The organism is Paenibacillus sp. sgz302164, from assembly GCF_056120505.1.
Genome location: NZ_JBVYOL010000008.1, coordinates 265946 through 288358, shown reverse-complemented (window position 1 = coordinate 288358; position 22413 = coordinate 265946). Strand labels below are relative to the sequence as shown.

At 54.9% G+C, this 22413-nt stretch carries 22 protein-coding genes; 3 read left to right on the top strand and 19 right to left on the bottom strand.

Annotated features, from left to right (window positions below):
* Positions 1 to 94: 94 nt before the first annotated feature.
* From AC0LWT_RS15805 to AC0LWT_RS15795, 3 genes are all read right to left on the bottom strand, one after another.
* Positions 95 to 421 (bottom strand): DUF2653 family protein, encoded by a 327-nt coding sequence (locus tag AC0LWT_RS15805; protein WP_474682217.1) that lies wholly within the window; start codon positions 419 to 421, stop codon positions 95 to 97.
* A 3-nt stretch (positions 422 to 424) separates the two neighbouring features.
* Positions 425 to 1105: a hypothetical protein gene (locus AC0LWT_RS15800; RefSeq protein ID WP_474682216.1), complete on the bottom strand. Its 681-nt coding sequence runs from the start codon at positions 1103 to 1105 to the stop codon at positions 425 to 427.
* 97 nt (positions 1106 to 1202) lie between these two features.
* The gene (locus AC0LWT_RS15795) at positions 1203 to 2399 is read right to left on the bottom strand and encodes a beta propeller repeat protein (protein WP_474682215.1); all 1197 of its coding nucleotides are present in this window, start codon (positions 2397 to 2399) and stop codon (positions 1203 to 1205) included.
* 247 nt (positions 2400 to 2646) lie between these two features.
* Between AC0LWT_RS15795 and AC0LWT_RS15790 the strand changes: the two genes are divergently transcribed.
* Positions 2647 to 3633, top strand: coding sequence for a M23 family metallopeptidase (locus AC0LWT_RS15790; protein ID WP_474682214.1), 987 nt, complete (start codon positions 2647 to 2649; stop codon positions 3631 to 3633).
* Positions 3633 to 4073 carry a bactofilin family protein gene (locus AC0LWT_RS15785; RefSeq protein ID WP_474682213.1) on the top strand — a complete coding sequence of 147 codons (441 nt, stop codon included), beginning with the start codon at positions 3633 to 3635 and terminating at the stop codon, positions 4071 to 4073. Before AC0LWT_RS15790 ends, AC0LWT_RS15785 begins: the two co-directional genes overlap by 1 nt.
* A gap of 1196 nt (positions 4074 to 5269) precedes the next feature.
* Here the strand turns inward: AC0LWT_RS15785 and tkt are convergent.
* The 16 genes from tkt to AC0LWT_RS15705 form a co-directional block, all read right to left on the bottom strand.
* On the bottom strand, positions 5270 to 7312 hold the full coding sequence (tkt, locus tag AC0LWT_RS15780; RefSeq protein ID WP_474682278.1) for a transketolase: 2043 nt from the start codon (positions 7310 to 7312) through the stop codon (positions 5270 to 5272).
* Positions 7313 to 7355: 43 nt separating this feature from the next.
* Positions 7356 to 8309, bottom strand: coding sequence for an allose kinase (gene alsK, locus AC0LWT_RS15775; protein ID WP_474682212.1), 954 nt, complete (start codon positions 8307 to 8309; stop codon positions 7356 to 7358).
* Positions 8278 to 8967 carry a D-allulose 6-phosphate 3-epimerase gene (gene alsE, locus AC0LWT_RS15770; RefSeq protein ID WP_474682211.1) on the bottom strand — a complete coding sequence of 230 codons (690 nt, stop codon included), beginning with the start codon at positions 8965 to 8967 and terminating at the stop codon, positions 8278 to 8280. Before alsE ends, alsK begins: the two co-directional genes overlap by 32 nt.
* A 27-nt stretch (positions 8968 to 8994) precedes the next feature.
* Positions 8995 to 9936, bottom strand: a complete 942-nt coding sequence (alsC, locus tag AC0LWT_RS15765) for a D-allose ABC transporter permease (protein WP_474682210.1) — start codon at positions 9934 to 9936, stop codon at positions 8995 to 8997.
* Positions 9937 to 9954: 18 nt separating this feature from the next.
* Positions 9955 to 11472, bottom strand: coding sequence for a sugar ABC transporter ATP-binding protein (locus AC0LWT_RS15760; protein ID WP_474682209.1), 1518 nt, complete (start codon positions 11470 to 11472; stop codon positions 9955 to 9957).
* Positions 11473 to 11612: 140 nt separating this feature from the next.
* Complete coding sequence (gene alsB / locus AC0LWT_RS15755; RefSeq protein WP_474682208.1) at positions 11613 to 12614, bottom strand: D-allose transporter substrate-binding protein; 1002 nt, start codon at positions 12612 to 12614, stop codon at positions 11613 to 11615.
* Positions 12615 to 12715: 101 nt separating this feature from the next.
* A complete protein-coding gene (locus AC0LWT_RS15750; RefSeq protein WP_474682207.1) occupies positions 12716 to 13732 on the bottom strand; it encodes a LacI family DNA-binding transcriptional regulator in 1017 nt (338 codons plus the stop codon).
* 274 nt (positions 13733 to 14006) lie between these two features.
* Positions 14007 to 14330 carry a hypothetical protein gene (locus tag AC0LWT_RS15745; RefSeq protein ID WP_474682206.1) on the bottom strand — a complete coding sequence of 108 codons (324 nt, stop codon included), beginning with the start codon at positions 14328 to 14330 and terminating at the stop codon, positions 14007 to 14009.
* A gap of 46 nt (positions 14331 to 14376) precedes the next feature.
* Positions 14377 to 15402 (bottom strand): ABC transporter substrate-binding protein, encoded by a 1026-nt coding sequence (locus AC0LWT_RS15740; protein ID WP_474682205.1) that lies wholly within the window; start codon positions 15400 to 15402, stop codon positions 14377 to 14379.
* Positions 15403 to 15417: 15 nt separating this feature from the next.
* A complete protein-coding gene (locus tag AC0LWT_RS15735; RefSeq protein ID WP_474682204.1) occupies positions 15418 to 16182 on the bottom strand; it encodes an ABC transporter permease in 765 nt (254 codons plus the stop codon).
* Entirely contained in the window at positions 16115 to 16954 is an 840-nt protein-coding gene (locus AC0LWT_RS15730) for an ABC transporter ATP-binding protein (protein ID WP_474682203.1), read from the bottom strand. Before AC0LWT_RS15730 ends, AC0LWT_RS15735 begins: the two co-directional genes overlap by 68 nt.
* 73 nt (positions 16955 to 17027) lie before the next feature.
* Positions 17028 to 18275 (bottom strand): DUF445 domain-containing protein, encoded by a 1248-nt coding sequence (locus tag AC0LWT_RS15725; protein ID WP_474682202.1) that lies wholly within the window; start codon positions 18273 to 18275, stop codon positions 17028 to 17030.
* Positions 18276 to 18554: 279 nt separating this feature from the next.
* Positions 18555 to 19199 carry a hypothetical protein gene (locus tag AC0LWT_RS15720; RefSeq protein WP_474682201.1) on the bottom strand — a complete coding sequence of 215 codons (645 nt, stop codon included), beginning with the start codon at positions 19197 to 19199 and terminating at the stop codon, positions 18555 to 18557.
* Between the two features lie 36 nt (positions 19200 to 19235).
* Positions 19236 to 19922 (bottom strand): HD domain-containing protein, encoded by a 687-nt coding sequence (locus AC0LWT_RS15715; protein WP_474682200.1) that lies wholly within the window; start codon positions 19920 to 19922, stop codon positions 19236 to 19238.
* A complete protein-coding gene (locus AC0LWT_RS15710; RefSeq protein WP_474682199.1) occupies positions 19919 to 20758 on the bottom strand; it encodes a TrmB family transcriptional regulator in 840 nt (279 codons plus the stop codon). Before AC0LWT_RS15710 ends, AC0LWT_RS15715 begins: the two co-directional genes overlap by 4 nt.
* A gap of 144 nt (positions 20759 to 20902) precedes the next feature.
* Entirely contained in the window at positions 20903 to 21256 is a 354-nt protein-coding gene (locus tag AC0LWT_RS15705) for a darcynin family protein (RefSeq protein ID WP_474682198.1), read from the bottom strand.
* A gap of 366 nt (positions 21257 to 21622) precedes the next feature.
* On the opposite strand from AC0LWT_RS15705, the gene AC0LWT_RS15700 reads away from it, so the two are divergent.
* Positions 21623 to 22372: a MerR family transcriptional regulator gene (locus tag AC0LWT_RS15700; RefSeq protein ID WP_474682197.1), complete on the top strand. Its 750-nt coding sequence runs from the start codon at positions 21623 to 21625 to the stop codon at positions 22370 to 22372.
* Positions 22373 to 22413: the final 41 nt, after the last annotated feature.

Below are 22413 nucleotides of genomic sequence, written 5' to 3'. Positions count from 1 at the left end.
TGAGCGTTAAGACCGATGTCTATCCTATTTCTTGGTTAAAATAAAAAAATCCGGGTTTCCCCGGATCCTTTCGTTGACATGCCTGATTATGAAATTACCGTTCTACAAGAACGTCGGCGCTGAATGCTCCCTGGTGTCCGTCTTCGTCCCAGGAAAGCTTGACCAGCAAGCGGTCCGCCCGGAAAGAATAATAGGACGACATATACAAGGCGACGGCATCGATGACATCCCGCTCATTCAGACGGTACTGTCTGCCGTACAACAAACCTTTGGCGGAAAACCCTTGCCGTTCGTTATAGAAAAGCTCCACCTCATGAACGTTGTGCGGGGCGCTTCCCTCCACTCTCCCGCGGTTATCCTGAGCGGCGATATACACATGAACGGAGTCCAAAACATCCTGTTGGTCCAATAATATTCTCATCGTTTAGTAGCTCCTTCTGCGCATCTTTCTGTACACATACATGATCAAACCGACAATCGCCCCGATCACAATCAAATCCATAATCAAAGACAAGAAGGAGAACGATTGGTGCACGTAACCTCCGCCGGAAGCCGGGTAATAGCCGCCCCACGGATGCATCATCGAGCCGAGCATCGACCCTGCCGCGAAAGCTCCTACTACCGGCCAGAAGCTGCTGACCCGCGTTCCGGACGGAACGGTTTCCGAGTAAGTGCTGCCTCTGCTGTAAGTTCTGCCGTTGTTAGGATTAATCGAGCTTCCGCTTGTTACGCTGGACGAAGGACGCTGGTACCCTGTGCTGCCCGACGTGCTGCTGCTAGTGCTTGAGCTTGAATTGGAACTGGACATGCTCGGTACGGTCGATTTACTGGACGATCCGCCGCTGAAACCTGAGGAGGTCGAGCTGCTGGACGAACCGGAGCTGGAGCTGGAACTCGAGCTAGAGCTGCTGCTGTCGGTCGATGTGCTTGGCGACGTTTTGCTGCTGGAACCGCCGCTAAAATTGGAGTTCGACTTGGAGCCGGAGCCGGTCGAGAACGAACCCGAGCGTGACGACGTGCTGGGCGCGCTGCTTTTCGCGTCAACCATCGATGTATTAGCGACTAATAAAAGAGCCGTCAAAATTGCAATAACTTTTGTTTTCACTTTTTGTCTCCACCTTGTTCTAAGACTTATCTATTCTATTTTATACCTTATACTACGGCGACACAAATCGAGAAGTTTCATCAAAGTTTCTACAAAGTTATTGCGGCTTGGCAAAAGTGTGCGCCTTGGTCCAACTCGCCCCGCCGTCTTTGGTTGTATACATGACGGACGGCTCCTTGTTGTCCGTGGTGATCCACCAGCCCCGTTCGGCATCGGCCATTGCCAGCAGCATCTCTCCGTATCCGCTGAATGACGCTTTCCCGTTCGTCCACGTTTTGCCGCCGTCCTTCGTCCAGCCGATCGTATTTTGTCCGTTGTCGCAAGACGGGCATTGGCCGCCCATGAAGGCAACCTGGCCGTTCATGACATAAAGCGGGCCGGGCTTCGTCCCCGTATTCGACGGACCGTCGTTGTAGCCAAGCGGGAACCCGGGCGCAGGCCCTCCTCCGGCCGTCGAATTGGCGATGACGGTCTGCCATGTTTTGCCGCCGTCTGCTGTGTGAAACAAGGAGTACGACGTTTGCGTCATCCCGGAACCGCCGATGAGCTCGATCCATGCGTCATTCGCGCCCGCCGACCGGATGACGGCTCCATTGAGCGGCGCTGCCGATTGCCGCGACATGACCTTGTGCCACGTACGGCCGCCGTCCTGCGTACGCTGCACTTCGATGGCGCCTTGGGCCTGCACGGCCGCCCAGCCGTTCTCTTTATCGTGAAAATAAGCATCCCCCACGATATTCGCAGGCACGGCAAGCTGGGTCCAGCTTTTGCCGCCGTCTAAGGTCTTTGCATTCGCACTGTAGGCTTCCTGTTTGGAAACAAAGTGCAGGAAGCCCTGGTTGGGCGCTTTTCCGGCTTTGCTCCAATGCTTGCCGCCGTCGGTCGTACTCAGCAGCTCCGTGTTATCGCCGACGGTCGCCCACGCCTCCTGGTCATTCAAGGCGAACAGCTGCTTGACCGCGCCTGCGCCTTGGTACTGCATTTGCCAATGCGCTCCGCCGTCATCGGTTCTGGCGATCCAGCCTTCGCCGCCGGCCCAGCCGGACTTCGCATCGGCGAGTCGAACCGCCGTTACTTTGCCCATTTGAGTCTGGGCGGGCACCCTGGGAGCCGGGCTTTCGGCGGCGCTCACTGGAGGCGCGCTCGAAGGGGCCGTCGGCTGCGGAGATGCCGATTGACCGGCGGCGGGGCTGGCATCCGGATGCTGCGTTTCCCCGGCAGTCCCGACCGTTTGTTCGCACCCTGCAAGAAGAATGGCCATGATGGCCGTGTACATAAATATTTTCAGCTTCATTTCATATTCCCTCCTTATACTCGTATAGACGATGCCAACCATCAAAAAGTTATAGGCAAAGCTGCACTAGTATGTTACCGAATTCCGTGAAACATGCATTTTTTTCCAAATTCTGCTCGTACCATGTGGACATCCTGTAAAGGGCTTACTGATTTTCTGTCCAAATAAAATAGGCATGACTCGAAGATTTGACGAATACAATCGAAAACAAGGAGGGAGACTTTGTTACGGAAAGGAAGGATATCGGTTGAAGTTCATCTGGGGTAAAAAGGAACTGACCTTAATGATTATTCCGGGCGCCAACCGTCGAACCGTACGAATCAAGCTTCCACAAAGCAGCCTTTATGTGGTGCCCAGCGTCATTGCACTTGTGCTGATCGGTTTTTTTGCAACCATTTACTTGATGAATACCTACTTCAATGAAGCGACGACCACGATGCAGGAGTCGTTTGATGGACAAGAGCGTCAATGGATCGATCAAATTTCCCTTAAAAATGGCGAGCTTGAACAGCTGCAAAACAATTTGATCGACCTGTCGCAGCAAGCCGAGGAATTCAAAACGAAGCTGGAAGAAATCAAAAAGCTGAATCACGTCGTCCAACTGATGAGCCAGACCGGAGGGACAAGCACGAAAAGCCCGACTCCATCCGGAACAAGAAACGATGTCGGAGGTGAAGAAGTGCCCGTCAGTTCCGGGCAAGTATTTCAGCTTGTCGCCAATACGAAGCAAGGGCTCAGCTCGCTTGTCGGAGACATTAACCAGCTCCTGAGCAATCTGACGGAATCCGAGGCCAAACTTGCGGAAGCGGAGCGGCTCCGCAGCATTACGCCTACGCTGTGGCCGATCGTCTCGCACACGATCACATCGGGCTTCGGCATCAGACGGGACCCTTTTACGCAAAAACCGACCATGCATACGGGCATCGACTTTGACGGGGAACTGGGCGATCCGGTCTATGTGACGGCGGCCGGCAAAATCATCGAATCCGGCTATGACGATCAACACGGCAATCATATTATTGTCGATCATTCGCGCGGGCTGGAGACGGAATACATGCACATGAGCAAGCTGCTCGTCAGGCGGGGAGAAACCGTAACCAAAGGCCAAAACATCGGTCTTGTCGGAACAACCGGCCGCAGCACGGGAACTCATCTTCATTACGAGGTACATAAGAACGGCGTCCAGATCGACCCCACTCCTTATCTCATTTCCGATAGAAAGGATGAACGCTAATGTTCAAAAACGGCAAAGTAAGAAGCATCGATGCCAAAACGACCGATACGTTAATCGGCGAAAGCACGATTTGCGAGGGTAAAATGATTTCCGAGGCCAGCGTGCGCATCGAAGGCCAGTTCAACGGCGATATCGAATGCGCCGGGGATATTACAATCGGCGAGAATGCCGTCGTTCAGTCGAACATTCATGCCCGCGATGTCATTTTAGCCGGTAAAGTCAAAGGCAACATCTTTACCAAAGGCAAGCTCATCATAACGAGCTCCGGCATATTGATCGGCAACATCGACGTTCGTTCCGTCGTGATTCAGGAAGGCGGCATTTTTCAGGGAAGCAGCCTGATGAGCGCTGCATCCGCCGAGCGCAGCAGCGGCAAAGTGATCGACGCCAAAGCGCATATGCAGCAAAAAAGCGAGCAGCAGGCCGCCGGCGCGAACTAAACGCCTGATCGGCAGGCGCGAAGCACGGTAACACAAGTAGTCGACCAACCGCCGTCATGCAGCGCAACACCGCGCGCTGGGAGATGCGCGCGGTGCGAAAGGCACACATAAGCCGATGACATGCCGAAAAGGGCTGTCTCGAACTAACTTTCACCCATGGCGGCGGACGTTGGGCCAACTTTCACTCATCGTGGCGGCCCGTTGAGCCAACTTTCACCCACCATGGCTGCCCGTTGGGCCAACTTTCACCAACCGTGGCGGACGTTGGGCGGGGTTAGTTTGGGGCGGCCCCTTTTTTCGGGACTGCACAGCCGCTCGCTCATGAGCCGGCGTGGCAAGCCTGCGCACCTTCGCAAGCGGCGGGCAAGATGCGCGGTGGGCTAGACGCAAAGCCTGTGACAGCTGCGGGGGCAAGCCAAAAACCTCCGATTGTGCACGATTGTGCAGGCTGTTTAGTGAGAAAACGGACGGACGTACCTCCTTAAATGTGTAGAAAACTTGCGAACAATTAGATTGTTTATCAGCGACGGACGGGTTGCCTCTCTTGCTCGGTTGTGAAGCTGAAATGGGGGGGACAACGCGGCTTGAAGGAAGAAAACCTGCAAAAGTGCAGGTTTTTTCCACAAAAATAGTTCATTTTGGCGAAAAGCCTGCGAAAGTGCAGGCTTTTTCGACGAAAATGATCCTGAGCCCACGTTCGCGGTGAAAAGCCTGCACAATTGCAGGAATATTCCGTAGTCGGCGTATCCCTCGAGAAAAAGATGTACTTTTGCAGGTTTTCCTCGCGCAGGCGGATTGTGCGACCGGTTCTGACGTGTGGGTTGCCGGGTCAGCCTGGATTGTGCGGCCGGCTCTGGTGTGTGGATTACCGTAGCAGCCTGAATTGTGCGGCCGGCTCTGGTGTGTGGATTACCGTTGCAGCCTGGATTGTGCGGCCGGCTCTGGTGTGTGGATTACCGTTGCAGCCTGGATTGTGCAGGTATTTTCCGTATAATGTGGTTCAATTTGTGAAAAAACCTGCGTTTGTGCAGGCATTTCCGCCAGAATGGGTCCGAGCTTGGTCCAAGCCCATCTATTCGTGGAAATTGCCGACTTTCGCAGGAATATCTTGTTGCTAATGTGCTTTTGCTGCTTTTCAACGCGAGCGCGCGATGCCGGTCGTGCTTGCTAGACGTGCCGATCGCACCCTGCCTGCATTAGCGGGCGGGTTTTTCGGCAGTCTCAAGCTTCGCAAGCAGCTCCAGTGCGTTGCCCACAATGTTGTCCACGGTAAAGCCGTACTCGCTCATGAGGGTGCCCCCTGGCGCAGACGCGCCGAACGTGCGGACGCCGATGATCCGGCCGCGCCGGCCCGTGTAGCGCTCCCAGCCTAGCGGGTGCGCCATTTCGACGGCGATGCGCGCCTCGATGTCCGGCGGCAGCACCTCGTCCTTATAGGACTCGGGCTGCTCCTCAAACAGCTCCCAGCTCGGCATGCTGACGACGCGCGCGGGGATGCCTTTGTCCGCCAGCTGCGCCTGGGCGCGGACTGCCAACTGCACTTCCGACCCGGTGGCCAGCAAAATGACGGCCGGGTGCGCCCCGTTCGCCGGATCGGCGACGACGTAAGCCCCTCTGGCGACCCCCTCGCGCGCTCCGGTCGCCGTACCTTCCAGCACCGGCAGCTTTTGCCGGGTCAGGACCATCGCGACCGGGGCCGCCTTTTGACTCAAGGCGTACCGGTAAGCTTCCGTCGTCTCGTTTGCGTCCGCCGGGCGCATGACGATCAGCCCGGGCATAGCCCGCAGGCCGGCAAGCTGTTCGACCGGCTCATGCGTCGGGCCGTCTTCGCCGACCGCGATGCTGTCATGCGTGAGCACGAAAATAACGGGCGCTTTCATCAGCGCCGACAAGCGCATGCCAGGCTTCAAATAATCGGAGAACACAAAGAAAGTTCCCCCGTAAGGCCGCACCCCTCCATGAAGCGCCAGACCGTTCAAAGCCGTGCCCATCGCAAATTCCCTGACGCCGAACCATACGTTGCGGCCTTCGTACCGGCCGGGCCCGAAAGAAGCTTCGCCCTTGAGCATCGTGTTGTTGGACGAAGCCAAATCCGCCGATCCGCCAATAAGGGCGGATACATGCCGGGCGGCGGCGTTCAGCGCCAGCCCTGACGCCTCTCTCGTCGCCATAGGCGGAGCCTCCGGCGCGAAAACAGGCAGCTCCCGATCCCAATCGGCCGGCAGCTCTCCCCGAATCGCCTGCCTCAATCGATCGGCCGGCTCGGGGTAAGACCGCTCATAGGCGGCGAGCTTCTCCGCCCATTCCTGCTCAAGCTCCGCCCCGCGGGCTTGGACGGAGCCAAAATGCTCCCTGACGTCCGTCGGAATCGCGAACGGCTCGTCTTCCCAACCGTAAAATTGCTTCGCCAGAGCAATTTCCTCCTTACCCAGCGGCGATCCGTGCGCCGCCGACTTGCCTGCCTTATTGGGACTGCCGTAGCCGATCACAGTCCGCACTTCAATGAGCGTCGGGCGATCCGACTCCGCCTTGGCCCGGCGAATCGCTTCGCCGATTTGCCGGACATCGTTGCCGTCCTCGACGCGCAAGTACTGCCAACGGCAAGCTTCGAACCGGCCGGCGATATGTTCGCTGAACACGCTGCTCAAATCGCCGTCCAGACATATATCGTTGGAATCGTAGAGCACGATCAGCTTCCCCAGCTTCATATGGCCTGCCATGGAAATCGCCTCGGCGGCAACACCCTCCATCAAATCCCCGTCACCGCAGAGCGCGTAGGTATGGTGGTTCACGATTTCAAAGCCTTCGCGGTTATAGACGGCGGCCAAATGCGCCTCGGCCATCGCCATGCCGACAGCCATGCCGATGCCTTGCCCAAGCGGGCCTGTCGTCGCCTCTACGCCGGGCGTATGCCCGAATTCGGGATGCCCGGGAGTCCTGCTCCCCCATTGGCGGAACCGCTTGAGCTCCTCGATCGGCAAATCGTACCCGGTCAGATGAAGCAAGCTGTACAGCAGCGCGGAACCGTGTCCGGCCGATAAAACAAAGCGGTCGCGGTCAAACCAGCCCGGATTGCCGGGGTTATGCTTCATGTGCCGGGTCCACAGCTCATATGCCATTGGCGCCGCCCCCATGGGCAGGCCGGGATGGCCCGAATCGGCCGCCTCCACTTGGTCGATCGACAGAACGCGAACGGCTTGAACCGCTTTTTGCTCCAGGAAATCTTGCTGTCCCCTCATCATTCTAGAAACTCCTCTCAGTCAAAATCGCGGGGCGGGATCGTCAATCGCCCATTTCCTGCAGAGCGTAATACGCCGCTCCGAGAACACCCGCCGTCTGGATCGCCTGCACGTAGCTGATGTTCAAATTGTTAGCCGGATAAGGCTTGCGCGCATGAAGATAAATGTAGGATTCCAGTTCCCGCTTCGGAAAATTGTCCATATTGACGACTCCGCCGCCGATAATAATGAAGTCGGGGTCGAGAATGTTAATTTCCGTCGCAATCGGGATGGACAGAGCGTTCAAATACTGCTGAATCACATCAGAAGAAAAATGCATCCCGAACAAATCATGCAGCTCGCTGGCTGGGAAATGCTCCTTCTTGATCTCCTGCAGCCGGGCTCCCGATGCGTAAATTTCAATGCAGCCGGGATTTCCGCAAATGCAAGTCTCCTCGCGTCCGAGGACGGGGATATGACCGAGCTCCGCTGCTGCGCCGTTTTTCCCGGCCAAAAATTGCCCGTTGACGTAAATCGAATTGCCGAATCCCGTACCGATGTAAAATCCCACGATAACGCCCGACTTCGGCAAGTTTTGCCGCACGATTTCATGCAGCAGCAAAAAATTCACGTCATTGTCGATAAAAACCCGAACCTGAAACTCGGCTGCGAGCGGGTCCACAATATTCGCCTGATTGAATCCCGGAAGGTTCGGGGACGAGAATATGATCTTTTTGTCCCTGCTGATAATACCCGGAAATCCGATGGAAATAGCCAGTAAATCGCCGTCGCACGACTTCAGGTATTCATGTATGATCCGTTTTAACTGCCCGATAGGATCCCCGGAATCCGTCAATACCGCCGTGCTTTGAATGGCAAATTGATGAAGCTCGCCGTCCCGCGTCACAGCCCCAAGCCGGATATGGGTCCCTCCGATGTCGATACCTAACACAAATGGTTTATGCTCGCCTGTCATCGCTGCTTCCTCACTTCCCGGACCCGCTCCCCACCTGCTCATGGAACTGCGACATCATGATATCCCAAGCCTTATTCAGATCGGAGTCCAGACTGAACAGCCCGGATGTGCCGACAATAAACACTTCCGTTCCGGCGCTCTCAATCGTTTTAAACGTTTTGACGTTGCAGGAACCGTCGATTTCGACCAGGTAGTTGTAGCCGAATTCCGCTTTCAACCGTTTGGCTTCCCTGATTTTGTCCAGCATTTCGGTAATGAACTTTTGCCCGGCAAAGCCCGGGTCGACGGACATAATTGTAATTTTATCTAAAAGATGGATGTACTCCTTGATGAAGCTAAGCGGCGTCGCCGGATTCAGAGCAACGCCTACTTTGCGGCCTGCGCTTTTGATTTGATCGATAATGCGAAAAGCGTCGTTGCTGATCACTTCCGCGTGCGGAGTAATGTAATCCGCTCCGGCATCGATAATCGTCTGAATAAAGTCGGCGGGCCTTTCCACCATCAAGTGAACATCTATCGGGATCGTCAAATCCGTGCGAAGCTGCTCGATGAAAAAGGGAGAAAGCGTAATATTTTTGACAAAATGGCCGTCCATAATATCGACATGCACCATGTCGGCCCGTTGGTTCAGCACGCTGACCTGATGTTTAATGTCCATTAAATTCATGCACATAAGAGAAGGCGAAAATTTGTAACTCATATCCAAAGCACTCCTATCCGATTGGTATTATCTCTTTACTCCAAACAATTTGTCCAGCGCAACAGCCAAAATAATGAGCGAACCCATCACAATTTGCTGATAGTAGGTCGGTACGCTGAGAATGTTGAGCCCGTTGTTGATAACGCCGATGATGAGACCGCCCATCACGACGCCGATAATCTTGCCTTTCCCGCCGAAAAAGCTCGTTCCGCCGATAATTGCGGCTGCGATGGCAAAAGTTTCATACCCCGATCCGGACAAAGGCTCGGCAGCGCCCAGGCGGCCGGTCATGACAACCCCCGCAATCCCGGCGGCAATGCCGGATATCACAAAAACGACAAGCGTATGCAGCTTGATATTGATGCCCGAAAACCATGCGGCCTGGCTGTTCCCGCCCAAAGCGTAAATATTCCGGCCGAGCTTCGTTTTATCGGTCACGAACATGAAGAACAAAGCTACCGCAAGCGCGATGATGACGGGAATCGGGATCGGGCCCAGCCATCCGGCCACTCCGCTTTTGAACGTTTGCGGCAAGCCGAATACCGGCTTCGCGTCGGAAATGATCAGCGTAATCCCGCGATAGATCGACATCGTGCCCAGCGTGACAATAAAGGGATGCAGGCCCGTTTTATTGACCAAAAATCCGTTAAAACCGCCGAGCAGCGCGCCTACGACAATTCCTCCGAGCAAAATCGCAAGCGGCACGGGAACGCCGGCCACCAGCAGCTTCGCCGTAATCATGCCCGTCAGCGCCATCACGGAACCGACGGACAAGTCGATCCCGGCAATGAGAATGGTGAAAAATTCGCCGCAGCCGACCAGAATGGTGATCGCGCTTTGCAGCACGACTTGCGTCAAGTTATTTGCCGTTAAAAAATATTGCGGAGACAAAATCCCCAGCATCAGCACAATCAGAATCAAAATGCCGAAGGTGCCGTACTTGCTCCAAAAGACATTAAATTTCTGCATGATCGTTTGCCCCTTGCCCTATGAAGTTGCGGCCAGCATGATGTTTTCTTCCGTAGCCTCTTCATTTGATAATGTCCCGTTAATGGAACCTTCCTTGAACACGATGATCCGGTCGCATACGGAGAGCAGTTCAGGCAGCTCCGAAGACACGACTAGAATGCCGATTCCCTGCTCCGCCAGGCTTCGCATAATTTTGTATATTTCTCCGCGGGCCCCTACGTCGATTCCTTTGGTCGGCTCGTCAAAAATAATCAATTTGGAATTCGCCGCCAGCCATTTGCCGATCAGCACCTTTTGCTGGTTGCCGCCGGATAGTTCCGTAATGTTTTGTTCGACGGAGGCGCATTTGATATGGATCGATTCTTTGTACTCGGCGGCCACTTGTTTTTCCCATTTCCGGTTCACGAGCCCCCAAGTTCCCCCGAGCTTGGAATCTTTGAGCATCCGGGAAATCGAAACATTTTTCCAAATTTCAAAATTTTTCAGAAACCCGGTCTCTTTACGGTTTTCGGTCACATGCCCGATGCCGAGCTTGATCGCGTGAAACGGGTTTTTCACCTTCACTTCCCGGCCGAACAGCTCGATCCGCCCGGATTGGACAGGCTCGGCGCCGTAAAGAGCATTCATAAGCTCCGTTCTTCCGGAACCGATCAGACCGGCGAAGCCTAAAATTTCGCCTTTATACAGCTCGAAGCTGACATCTTTGACCTTCTTGTCTTTTCTCGTCAACCCTTCGACTTTGAGCAAAACTTCCGTCTTCCCCCGGTGCTCGCTGTCCTCCGGACGCAAATGCCGCTCATTGACCGCCCGGCCTACCATCATCGTTACGAGATCTTCCCGGGTCACGTCTTTGATGTTTCGCGTTCCGACGTATTTGCCGTCTTTCAAAACGCTGACGCGGTCGCCGATTTCGAGCAGTTCGTTCAGCTTGTGGGAAATATAAATGATGCCGACTCCGTAGCTTTTCAACTGGCGGATAATGCCAAACAGCTTCTTGGTCTCTTCCATCGTCAAAGAAGACGTCGGTTCGTCCATAATGATGACCTTTGCTCTTGCGGCGATCGATTTGACGATCTCGACCTGCTGCTTTTCAGAGATCGACAGCGCTTCGACCAGTTCCTTCGGAGAACGCTTCAGCCCGATCTTTTCCAGCATTTTTTCGGCCAGAGCCTCCATGTTGTAGTAATCGACGACCGGAATACCGAACTTTTTGATCATCGGCAGCTTGCCCAAAAAAATGTTCTCGGCGATGGACAGCTCGTTGACAAGGCTCAACTCCTGATAAATAATGCTGATCCCTTGGTCGACCGATTCCTTGGGAGTTAATTTGCCGAACTCTTTGCCGCAAATGACGATGCTCCCCTCCGTAGGCTCATACACCCCGGATAAAATTTTCATCAGCGTCGACTTGCCCGCTCCGTTCTCACCCAGCAGCACGTGCACTTCGCCTGCGAGCAGTTGAAACGAAACATTTTGCAGCGCTTTGACCCCGGAAAAATGCTTCGAAATATGATTCATTTCCACCAGGCATTCCAAATGACTTCCTCCTTTGCTGAGAAGGTCCCTGAGAACGCCCCCGGCTGCAGCCCTTTTATCCTGCTTAAACACGGGGACGCCGCCGTTCACCTTGATTCGTTATAATGCGCTTTCATTGGCGTGCAGGGATCCCCGGTTCGTTACTTCTTAATCAAGTTGGAATCGACTGCGACAAACTCCGCTTCCATATCCTTGCTGCCTTTCGCTTTCTTTTCAATAACCCCGACGAGTTTTTGCACGCAGGTTACGCCGATCAAGGCAGGGTCTTGCGCAACGGTAGCGTACAGTTTGCCCGCTTTTACCGATTCGAGCGCCTCCGGATTGCCGTCCGTGCCTACTACGATGACCTGGCTATCTTTGCCCGCATTCGTCACAGCCTGGAGAGCGCCCAGCGCCATCGTGTCGTTCGCCGCATAAATCGCTTTCAAGTTCGGAAATCTTTGCAGCATGTTCGTTGCTACGTCAAGCGCTTTCGTGCGGTCCCAGTCGGCCGGCTGGCTTGTCACCAAATTGATGCCCGGCGTGGATTTAAACAGCTTTTCAGCGCCGCTTTTTCTTGCTTCGCCGGAAATATTGCCTGCCTTGCCTTCCATAATCGCAACCTCGCCGCCTGCAGCGCCCAATTTGTCGACGATCGCCTTCGCTCCTTTTTCGCCAACTTTCACATTATCCGTCGTGGCAAAAGCGAACACATACCCTCCGGCGTTTTTCAGCTCTTTAACGTCCACCTGCTCGTCGATATTCACGACATAAATTCCTTTTTCGTTCGCCTGAACGATGCTCGGAATCAGGTTCACCGGCGAAAGCGGAGCAACGGCGATACCGGCATAGCCTTTGTTCATCGCGTCCTCGAAAATTTTCACCTGTCCTTGCAAATCGTCCTCCGAAGCGACGGCAAAAATGTCGACGTTAAGCCCTTTTTCTTTCGCTTCTTTTTCGATGCCCGCCTTCATCGTGGACCAGAACGGATTTGCAAGCGATTTCAAAATAACCGCAATTTTCGGTTTGTCTCCTTGCTTGGCACCGCTATCGGCGCTTGCTTGGGCCCCCTGCGGCTGTGTCTCTTGCTTGGAGCAGCCCGACAGTACTAGGGCAACAATCATGATGATGGCAAAAATAAAAGAACCCGCTTTTTTGTTCACCAGTAAAACCTCCCGTTTTTTGTTTGCAATGTATGTTGAGCAATCGATTACCCATTCTCCAAAAAAGAAGCACCTCCTCTCTTGGGTACCCGATTGAAAAACTATGAAAGCCCGGTGGAAGCTCTTCTCAATATTTCTACAGGGACTACAACGCTGGAAGAATGGCCCCGGTCGGCGCGCTGATTAATCATATCCAGCAAATTTTCCGCTGTTGCCGTTCCCAATCTTTGCGTATCCTGTTTCACCGTTGTGATCGACGGCGAGATGTACTGGGACACGCTGATGTTGTCAAAGCCGACCAGCTTGACATCACTTGGCACCTGAATCCCGTGCTCCTGCAGCGAAACCAAAGCCCCGACCGCCAGCCAATCCGTCGTCGCAAAAACGCCGTCAAATTCGTAGTTTTTGGCGACAAAACCGGACATCGCCTGCTTGGCGCAGTCTACATCCACCTTCGTCTTGATGACGTATTCCAGGCCCAGATTGCAGCCGTATTCGGAAAGCGCATGCAAATATCCGTTATACCGGTTGATCATCGTGGAAACATCGCGTTCGTCTCTTAAAAACACAATTTTTCTGCAACCTTTTTCAAGCAGCTCTACGGTCGCCTGATAGCCGCCTCCGAAGTTGTCGGACTCGATCACGGCAATACTTTTGCCGCTGGCCTTATAATTCGGCTTCCGGTCGATGCAAACTACGGGAATCGGGCTTGTTACCAGCTCGACGGGAATTTCGGCGTTCCCCGACCAGTAGACGATTCCGTCTACACCTTTGGCTTCCAGGTCGGCAATGTACTTTTTCTCCGTTTCCGCGTCTTCGCTCGTGTTGCAAATAAACACCGAATAATCATGCGAGAGGCAGTACGCTTCGATCGCAAGCACGATGCTGGCAAAAAACTCATTCGTAATATCCGGGACGATTACCCCTATTGTCTTGGACTTGCTGGTTCTTAAACTTTTGGCAACGATATTGGGACGGTATTCGAACTTACCGATAACGTCCATAACCCTTTTCCTGGTCTCTTCCGAAAATCTGCCGTTGTTGTTTAACACCCTAGAGACCGTTGCGCTGGACACGCCGGATAATCTTGCAATTTCCTTGATTGTAATATTACCCATAACCTATCTCCTTAATCCTCATGAACCGCACAATTGAGTAATCGATTCCACAATTGAGAGTATACCCGAAACGTTTATCGTTGTAAAGCAGTATTTCCCGGAACTCCCCCGGGCAGAACGCCAATAACCGGCGAACACTCCGCAGCAACCAAATTAGCAGCCAACTGTGCAGGAACCCCATCCGCGGCTCTAGAAGTCTGTCCGATGATCTACAGTAACTCCGACCGCCGGACTTCTGGACAAGCAAATTTTTCTGTCTAGTCGGGTGCGACGCTCAGAAAGCCTGCAAAAATACATCTTTTTTCGCCTTAGCATGCTTGCCTTGGGAAATTCCTGCAAATCCGCAGGCTTTTCGCTCAATCCAGGGCTTAACCCCCTTCATGGCGGATAATTCCTGCACTTTCGCAGGCTTTTCCCAAAAAAGGACCGTTTTCATCGAAAAAGCCTGCACTTTCGCAGGTTTTCCGGTCAGGAGTCTGCCCGATGATCCAAGTAGAAGGTGCACTGGTGATGCAGCGTGAGCAGCAAAAAGTAACTCCGACCGCCAGACTCCTGTGGTGGAGCGCGCTCCGGTCGAGGGAGCCTCATTGCGCGCCAAAGAAAAGAGCCCCTCCTCCCTTGCGGGCGGAAACGGGCTCTTCGCATTACTTGCCGCTCTTCACTTCTTCGAGCAAAGAGAGATCCACGAACGGGCTCAAGTCGAGCTCGTCTTTGCTCACACCCTTAATGTAACGGGCGTCGATCGACACTTTCGCCATTTCCTCCATCACTTTCACGTCCACATCCGTCGTCAGCTTCAGCCGGGAAAGCGAAGCTTTGATCAACGCTTTATCCATCCCTTTGCCGGAGTACTTTTTCAGCTCGTTGTTGATCAGATCGTACGACTGCTCAGGGTTGCTGCGCAGAAAATCGATCGCCTCCATGTTCGCCTTGATCGCGCCCTTCACCAGATCGCGCTGCTGCTGCAGGAATTTGTCGCTCGCCACCATGATGACGGTCGGATAATCGCCGTTGTGAGGCGGTATGCGGTCCCAGTCCACGATCACTTTGCCGAGCCCCGCCTTTTCCAGCTGCGTTCCCCATGGTTCGGGTACAAGAGTCGCGTCGATCTCCTTTTGGCGGAACGAAATCAGCGTATCCGAAGGGGAGCGCACGATCAGGTGCGCCATGCCCTTGTCTTTGCCGATGGGCACGCCTTCCTGGCCAAGCAGCATCCGCAGCGAGATTTCGTTCGTATTCCCTTTGGACGGAATGGCGACCGTTTTATCCGTTAAATCTTTTACACTGTTAATTCCCGCTCCGTTTCGCGCCACGAGCACGGCACCGCCATTGTTCGAGCCCGATACGACGCGGTAGTTCCGGCTTTTCAAAAAAAACGTCGTCGCCGGCCCCGGCCCGACAAAGCCGATATCGATATCTCCGGTCGCCATGGCGATGGAGAGGTCGGAGCCGTTATCGAAAGCGGAAACTTCGATCTCGACATCATCGCCCCAGGCTTGGCGGAAGTAACCTTTTTCAAGCGCGATGTACGCGGCGGCGTGCGTCACATTTTTGAACACGCCAAGCCGCACTTTCTTGGCCTTCCCTGCGGAACCCTCGGACTCCCCGCAAGCCGTCAGCAAAGCGGAAACAAGCAGCAGCACCGACATGATCCATGCTATTTTTTTCATCTCGCCGCTCTCCCGTTATGACTTGGACCCGGCTAGGCCGTACCGTTCCAGCACCTTGTCTTCCAGCTTTTTGAAGCAAAAATGGTCGGATACCGTGCCAAGCACCGCGATCATGATGACGATGCACAGCATCAGCGAAGTATCGCCCAAATTGCGCCCGTCCTGCAAAAGCTGGCCAAGCCCGACGCCCTTGGCAATCAGCTCGCCGGCGACAAGCGCGCGCCACGCGAACGCCCAAGCCGTACGCAGTCCATTGATCATATGGGGCAGAGCCGCCGGAATCATGACTTGCACGAACATCCTGAAGCCGTTTCCCGTCCCCATCGTCTGCGCGGCGCGCAAATAGATCGGCGGAATGTTTTTGATGCCGGTTCGGCTGGACAAGGCCATGGTCCAGGTAGCGCCCAGCGTCGTGATGAAAATAACCGAAGTTTCGTTAAGACCGAACCAAATAATGGCAAAAGGCAGCCAGGCGATGCTCGGAATCGTTTGCAAAGCGACCACCACAAAACCGATCGTATCATCCAGCAGACGAAAACGCGCGAACAAAAAGCCGAGCGTTGCGCCAACCGTGGTGGCGATCACAAAAGAAATAAGCAGCCTGACCATGCTCGCTATAGTCGCTTGAAGCAGTTCGCCGTGCACAAAGCCGTCATAAAAAGCTTGCAGCGTCTGCGTAACGGAAGGAAATTTCCAGCCCCACCCGAAAATTCTAAATCCCGCCTCCCACGCTATCAGAAGCAGTACCAGAAAAATCGTTCTTCTTGATGCTGTACTCATCGCCGGTTTCCTCCCTTACTACCTTTTCAAGCTCGTCCGCCAGCGCAGCCATGATCGAATTCTCCACATGATGCAGCACCGAATCCGCGCTGTCCCGCGGTCTTGCCGCCTTCACGGCGAACTCCTTCTTGATTTTGCCCGGACGGGTGGACATGACAACGACGCGGTCCGACAAAATGACGGCCTCGCGAATGTTATGCGTAATGAAGAGAATCGTTTTGCGCGTACGCATCCAGATTTCTTCCAGTTCCTTATGCAAAATAAGCCGGGTCTGCTCGTCCAGAGCGGCAAAAGGCTCGTCCATCAGCAAAATTTCCGGGTCCATCGCCAGCGCCCGAGCTATCGCCGCCCGCTGCCGCATGCCACCCGACAGCTCATGCGGGTAGCGGTCCGCGAAGCGGCTGAGATGCACGGACTTGATCTGCTCCATCGCCAGCTCATGGCGCTCCTTTTTGCCGATTCCCCGCTGTTTGAGGCCGAAAGCCACATTGTCCAGCACCGTCAGCCACGGAAAAAGGCCGTGCTCCTGAAAGACGACGACGCGGTCCGCGCCGGGGCCCGTAACCTTTTTGCCGTTCACCTCGATCGTACCTTGCTTGTAAGGCTCCAGACCTGCGACCAGGTTCAGAACCGTAGATTTGCCGCAGCCGGACGGCCCGAGCAGGGAAACGAACTCTCCCTTTCGTATCGTCAGGGACACATTGTCCAACGCCGTATAGCTGCCGCCGATGCGCTGCGTGAAAGTTTTGCTGACTTCCTTAATTTCAATCAAACCTGGCACCTCCATTCGGGTCGTCCCGTTATTGCAGCCAATGCCGCCATCCGCTCGCAAAAGCAGGAACCGGTTACGTCAAAAGCTTCAGGCCAGTCAAGGCGAGCCCAATAATAAAGCCGCAAATCGCTCCGTTGACGCGAATCCACTGCAGGTCCTTGCCGACCTTGTCCTCCATCATCTCGATCAGCGTGTCGTTGTCGAGCTTCTCCAGATTTTCTTTGACAAGCTGACCGATTTTGCTATGATTTTGTTCCAAATAGCCGGCGATTTGCTGCTGAATCCACTGCTCTCCCTTATCCATTCTGTCAGGATTGGCTCTCAAAGAAGCAAGCGCGCCGGACAGCATCGGCACCACATATTCGGCTGCAAAATCGGGACGCTCCACGAACGCCACCGCCTTCTCCTTAAGGCGCAGCAGCAGAGCGGACAGCTTTTCTTCCAGCGAGAACAGCTCGGGCAGACGCGTCTTGAGACGGTCCAACTCCGCGATCAGCTGCGGGTTGGAATCCAGCTTGTTCAGCTCCCGGCGGATGTAGTCGAGGAAAGCTTCCCGCCGCGGGTGGTTTTTCGCTCTCATTTGCTCGATGTAGGAAAGGATGAAGTTTTGAATAATCGCTCCGACCTTGTCCTCGCTCAGCATGCCAATAAAGGCATTTACCGCAAAAGCCATGAAGCCGTTGGACTGCAGCCCTTCAAGAGCCTTGATCGCCGCGGCGCCAAGCATATCGCGCGTTTCAAACTTGACCGCCCAGGCCTCCGCTCTGTCCAGCATAAAATCAAGCGTCTTCCCGTCATAGCCTCGTTCCGTCACGCCATCGACCAAAGACCGGATCAATCGACCCGTATCGATATCCTGCAGCGCTTGGCGGAGCTCCTCCGCGAGCAGAGGCGCCAGCTTTTCCGTATCGACCGCCTGAACCGCCTGTTTGGCAAGAAGCGTCAGCGCGCCATGAATCGCTTCGCTGTGCAACTGCTGCTCAGCTATCTCCAAACCGCGCTCCAAAAAACGAATCTGCTGCAGCCGCAGCCGGATCGTTTCTTTGGAGAGAAGTTCATTTTCCACCGTAGATACGAGCGCTTTCGTAATCTTCTCCCGGTTGCGGGGAAGCAGCGCCGTATGAGGGATGGGAATGCCCAGCGGATGCCGGAACAAAGCGCTGACCGCAAACCAGTCCGCCAACCCGCCGACGACGCCCGCTTCGAAACCGCCTTGCAGGAACGCAACCCATGCCGATGAAGAAAACGGCAGCGTAGCGACGAATCCGGCCCCCATCACACCCAAAGAAACTGTTGCCATATATTTCGCTTCTTTTTTCATTTAGCATCTCTTTCTGCTCAAGGTTGATTTTTTCATTTCACTTTATTTTATCACAAAATTCAACTTGCCGGATGGAACTTCCCGGCAATTCGCAGCCGGTCCATTGGAAAAGAAAAAAGAAGGCTTATTTATCGCCTTCCGGGTCGTTGAAATAGACGTATCGCGCAGCGGACCAAAGGCTGATCGTAGCAAAACATAGCGCAGCAGCGGAGCGAGACGGCAGTGCGGGGGATTGGCTGCGGAAAACTTCCAAAAGCAAGCCCGCTGGGGCCGGGTCGCTCATTCGGTAACGCTGAGGGAGGAAAGCATGCTAGAGGCAGCTTGAGCGTTCACCAACGCTGAAGGCGGAAAGCTTGCCGGAGACGACTCGATCCTCTGGCAACTCTGAAGGCGGAAAGAACGCCGGGAAAGGCTCGATCCTTCGGTAACCATGGAGGCGGAAAGGATGCACATCCACTCTTCCCCAGCCCACACCTCTCCTGCGCGGGTCGCCGAGCTGAAGAAGGGGGGGACAAGACGGCTTTGGTAAGGAAAAACCTGCAAAAGTGCAGGTTTTTCCCTTAAAAACAGTCCATTTTGACGAAAAGCCTGCGATTGTGCAGGAATTTCCGATGAATTTGAATCTAGGCCCATGTTCGAGGCGAAAAGCCTGCACAATTGCAGGAATTTTTCGTGGTCAGGCATATCCATCGAGCAAAAACTGTACTTTTGCAGGTTTTCTTCGCGCAAACAGGCAAATGGTGCGACAGGCTCTGGCGTTTTTTTCGCACCGCGCGCAGCTCCCAGCGAGCGGTGTTGTGCTGCATGACAGCGGTCGTTCGACCACATTAGGTTTCCCCACAGCCTGACTTTCGCAGATTTTGCCCTGATGCCATGGCGGCCGAGGAGTTTTTTGCCGGTCCGTACCGTCAATGTCGGGGACACGGGCGCGCTCCCAGCCGGAACCGCGCGCCGGTCCGCTTATTTGTCGCCTTCCCACTCCGCGTAAAACTGCTCCAGGTACAGCTCCATGAAGCGGTGCCGCTCCTCCGCCATCCGGCGGGCGAAGTCCGTATTCATCAGCTCCTTCAGTTTCAGGAGCTTCTCATAAAAATGATTGACCGCAGTATCGTTGCCGCCGCGGTACTCCGCCTCCGTCATGTGCTCCCGCACCATGACGGAAGGATCGTGAATCGGGCGTCCCTTCCAGCCCGAATACGCGAACACGCGCGAGATGCCAATCGCGCCGATCGCATCCAGCCGGTCGGCATCCTGCACGACGCGGCCTTCCAGCGTGCGCATCGGCGGACGCGCGCCGCCCTTGAACGACATGGTGCCGATGATCTCCAGCACATGTTCGATCTCCGCCGCCGGCGTGCCGCTGGCGGCGAGCCACTCGCGCAGATCCCGTTCCGCCGCCGCGGGATCCGCGTTCAGCTTATCGTCGGCGACATCGTGGAGCAGCGCCGCCAGCTCGCAGACGAAGCCGTCGGCGCCCTCCTCGGCGGCGATCCTCCGCGCCGCTTGCACGACGCGGTAAATGTGCCACCAGTCGTGGCCGCTGCTGTCCTTTTCAAGCTTGGCCTTCACATACGTTTCGGCGGCCTGCAATATGCCGGTTTTATCCATCGCTGCCAACACTTCTCCTTTCACAAATGGCGCCGTCATTTCTTTTTGCGCCTTTTCCCCTCGATAACTTTCGCCTCGGCCGGCTTGACGGCTTCGGTATACTTTTGCACGATCTTTTTAAAGTTTTTGCCGTATTTGTCTTCCAGCTTGGCGCCCATATCCTTCATCAGCTCATGCATCACAATGTCGTGGAAAAAGTTGTTGAGCAGCAGCTCCACCATCGCCGGATGCTCCGTCAGCATCGCTTTCGCAGGCTCGCCGCCGCCTCTCGTGCCGATGACCGCGAGCTTGCGGTCGATCAGCAGCGTGAACTTGCGCCCGCCGCGTTCCTGCCATGTTTCCTCACGGCCGTGCGGAAACAGAACTATCCCGCCTGGAAGCTCCGCCTCCCCGACGCACGATACGAGCACGCGCACGCCCTGCTCCTGCGCGTGAACCAGCTCGTCCTTCAGCAGCTCCGCTTCTTCGGACCACAGGTCGAGAAGCGCCTCCTCCTTCGCTTTCCTCAGCTCGGTGCGGATGCGCTCCACGACCTTTGCGTCGCCCTCCAGGCTGAAGTACTCGGACCGCTGCGCATCCTGCTGCGGCATATGCGCCTTGACGAAGCGGATCGAAGCTTGCAGCTCCGCTTCGATTTTGCCGCCGATCTCCGCGATCGGCACGCTTTGGTAATGCGTCGGCTCGCCGTGGCTCGTCAGCACGACGCCTTTCTCCGCGAGCTTTTGCAGCGCGGAGTAGACGTTAGAGCGGGAAACGCCCAGCCGCTTGGCGATCTCGTAGCCCGTCTGCGTGCCTGATTCCGCCAGCACATGCAGGCATTTGGCTTCAAGCTCCGTGAAGCCGATATTTTTCAGATGCTGCAGGATATCTTCCACAAGCCATTCCCCCTTTTAGCAGTCCGTCCGACGGAGCTGCTTTCGTGCATACCCAATGAATCATGACCGCATATACTGTCGCTCACGCTGCATCAACACTGTCAATTTGCATACACATCTTCTACGTAGTCCCTCAACAAACTACTAGGTCGTATACACTTCGGGCTCCATGCCCAAAACTCCGGTCTCGTACGCCTGGTACGCATTTTGAATGCCATAGATCACATCTTGAATCCGGTAAAACCCGACGCAAAAAGCCCGGGAATCTTTGAGTTCCTCCCACATGTTGTGATAGGCGACCGTATCCTCCGTCTCGCAAACGACAAAATCGCTGCACTTGCCGCTGAACGCATCCGCATCGAAATAGCGCACTTTCACCTGCGGAGCGTGACGCCCGATAATGGCATACAGCTCTGCCGCATATTCCCTGCGAGATTCGCGCGGCATCGCCAGCCAGGCGGGATCGACCTGCAGCAGAACGATAAAGCAGTGATTCATGCGCATCCACCCCACTAGTAGTTTTGTTTAATACTACTATAATGGAATTGTCTAAATATTGCAACACTATGCAAGGAAAATCCGCAATGAAATCACCGTTCTGGCAATATGCCGAAGATGCCGGACGATCCCCGGACGCACCGCGTTCAGCTCCCGTCCCAGTGCATGGTGTCACGCTACATGTCGGCGGTCGGCCGACCACGATGCCGAACAGCCCCGACGGCTTGTGGCTCCATCCTGTCCCTTGCGCTTGCAGGATTCGCGGTCAAAAAGGTACCCTATTTCTTACATCAAATTTATATTTCATTCGGGTGTTGACTCCAACCTTAGGTAAGGCTTTATCGTTGAAAACAGGAGGTGAACACAGTGCTCTACACCGTTAAAGAGGTTTGCGATGTTTCCGGCGTAACCGTCAAAACGCTGTACCATTATCACAAAATCGGGCTTCTCGTGCCCAAGGGAACGACGGAAGCAGGATATCGCTTATACGGGATGGAGGAGCTTGAAAGGCTCCAGCGCATTTTGTATTACCGTGAGCTTGATTTTTCGCTCGATACCGTCAAACAACTGCTGGAAGGGGAAGGCGGACACGAGTCTCTGCTCGCTGAGCAAAAAGAGCTGCTGACCGCCCGCAAACAGCGGCTGGAGAAGCTGATTCACACGTTGGAGCAAACGATAACAAAGCGGAAGAAGGGAGAACCTATGCATCCATCGGAGCTGTTTCAAGGTTTTCACAGCGAGGACGAATGGAAGGACGCGCTCAAGGAGCAGAACGATTATCTGAAAGAAACGTACGACTATGATCTGCTCGCGGCCGGGCCGGTCGAGGCGGCGGAAATGAACGAGAGCGCGAGGGAAGCCATCCGGTTCATGACCGGAATGGCGGATGCGCTGCGCTCGGGGCTCACAATCGACAGCGCCGAAGTACATGCGCTGATCGGCAGCCACCTTGCGTTCCTGCGGACGCACGGGCACGAGATCGACGGCGCCGGCTATGCGGCGCAGGCGCGCTTTTTCCTCGCGGACGATTTTCACCGCGGGATGTTGGAGAGCCAGCAGGTTGGGCTGGCGTATTATTTGTGCCTCGCGGCCGAGAGCTACGCGCAGTCCGCATAACGGCAAAAAGCCGCCCGGGTCCCACTAGCCCGGGCGGCTTT

Coding starts and splice junctions, on each gene's coding strand:
- AC0LWT_RS15740 (WP_474682205.1), bottom strand. CDS start 15,402: ATGAAAAAAATAGCATGGATCATGTCGGTGCTGCTGCTTGTTTCCGCT.
- alsC (WP_474682210.1), bottom strand. CDS start 9,936: ATGCAGAAATTTAATGTCTTTTGGAGCAAGTACGGCACCTTCGGCATT.
- AC0LWT_RS15705 (WP_474682198.1), bottom strand. CDS start 21,256: ATGAATCACTGCTTTATCGTTCTGCTGCAGGTCGATCCCGCCTGGCTG.
- AC0LWT_RS15785 (WP_474682213.1), top strand. CDS start 3,633: ATGTTCAAAAACGGCAAAGTAAGAAGCATCGATGCCAAAACGACCGAT.
- tkt (WP_474682278.1), bottom strand. CDS start 7,312: ATGAGGGGACAGCAAGATTTCCTGGAGCAAAAAGCGGTTCAAGCCGTT.
- AC0LWT_RS15735 (WP_474682204.1), bottom strand. CDS start 16,182: ATGAGTACAGCATCAAGAAGAACGATTTTTCTGGTACTGCTTCTGATA.
- AC0LWT_RS15805 (WP_474682217.1), bottom strand. CDS start 421: ATGAGAATATTATTGGACCAACAGGATGTTTTGGACTCCGTTCATGTG.
- AC0LWT_RS15715 (WP_474682200.1), bottom strand. CDS start 19,922: ATGACGGCGCCATTTGTGAAAGGAGAAGTGTTGGCAGCGATGGATAAA.
- alsE (WP_474682211.1), bottom strand. CDS start 8,967: ATGAGTTACAAATTTTCGCCTTCTCTTATGTGCATGAATTTAATGGAC.
- alsK (WP_474682212.1), bottom strand. CDS start 8,309: ATGAGCAGGTGGGGAGCGGGTCCGGGAAGTGAGGAAGCAGCGATGACA.
- AC0LWT_RS15725 (WP_474682202.1), bottom strand. CDS start 18,275: ATGAAAAAAGAAGCGAAATATATGGCAACAGTTTCTTTGGGTGTGATG.
- AC0LWT_RS15795 (WP_474682215.1), bottom strand. CDS start 2,399: ATGAAGCTGAAAATATTTATGTACACGGCCATCATGGCCATTCTTCTT.
- AC0LWT_RS15750 (WP_474682207.1), bottom strand. CDS start 13,732: ATGGGTAATATTACAATCAAGGAAATTGCAAGATTATCCGGCGTGTCC.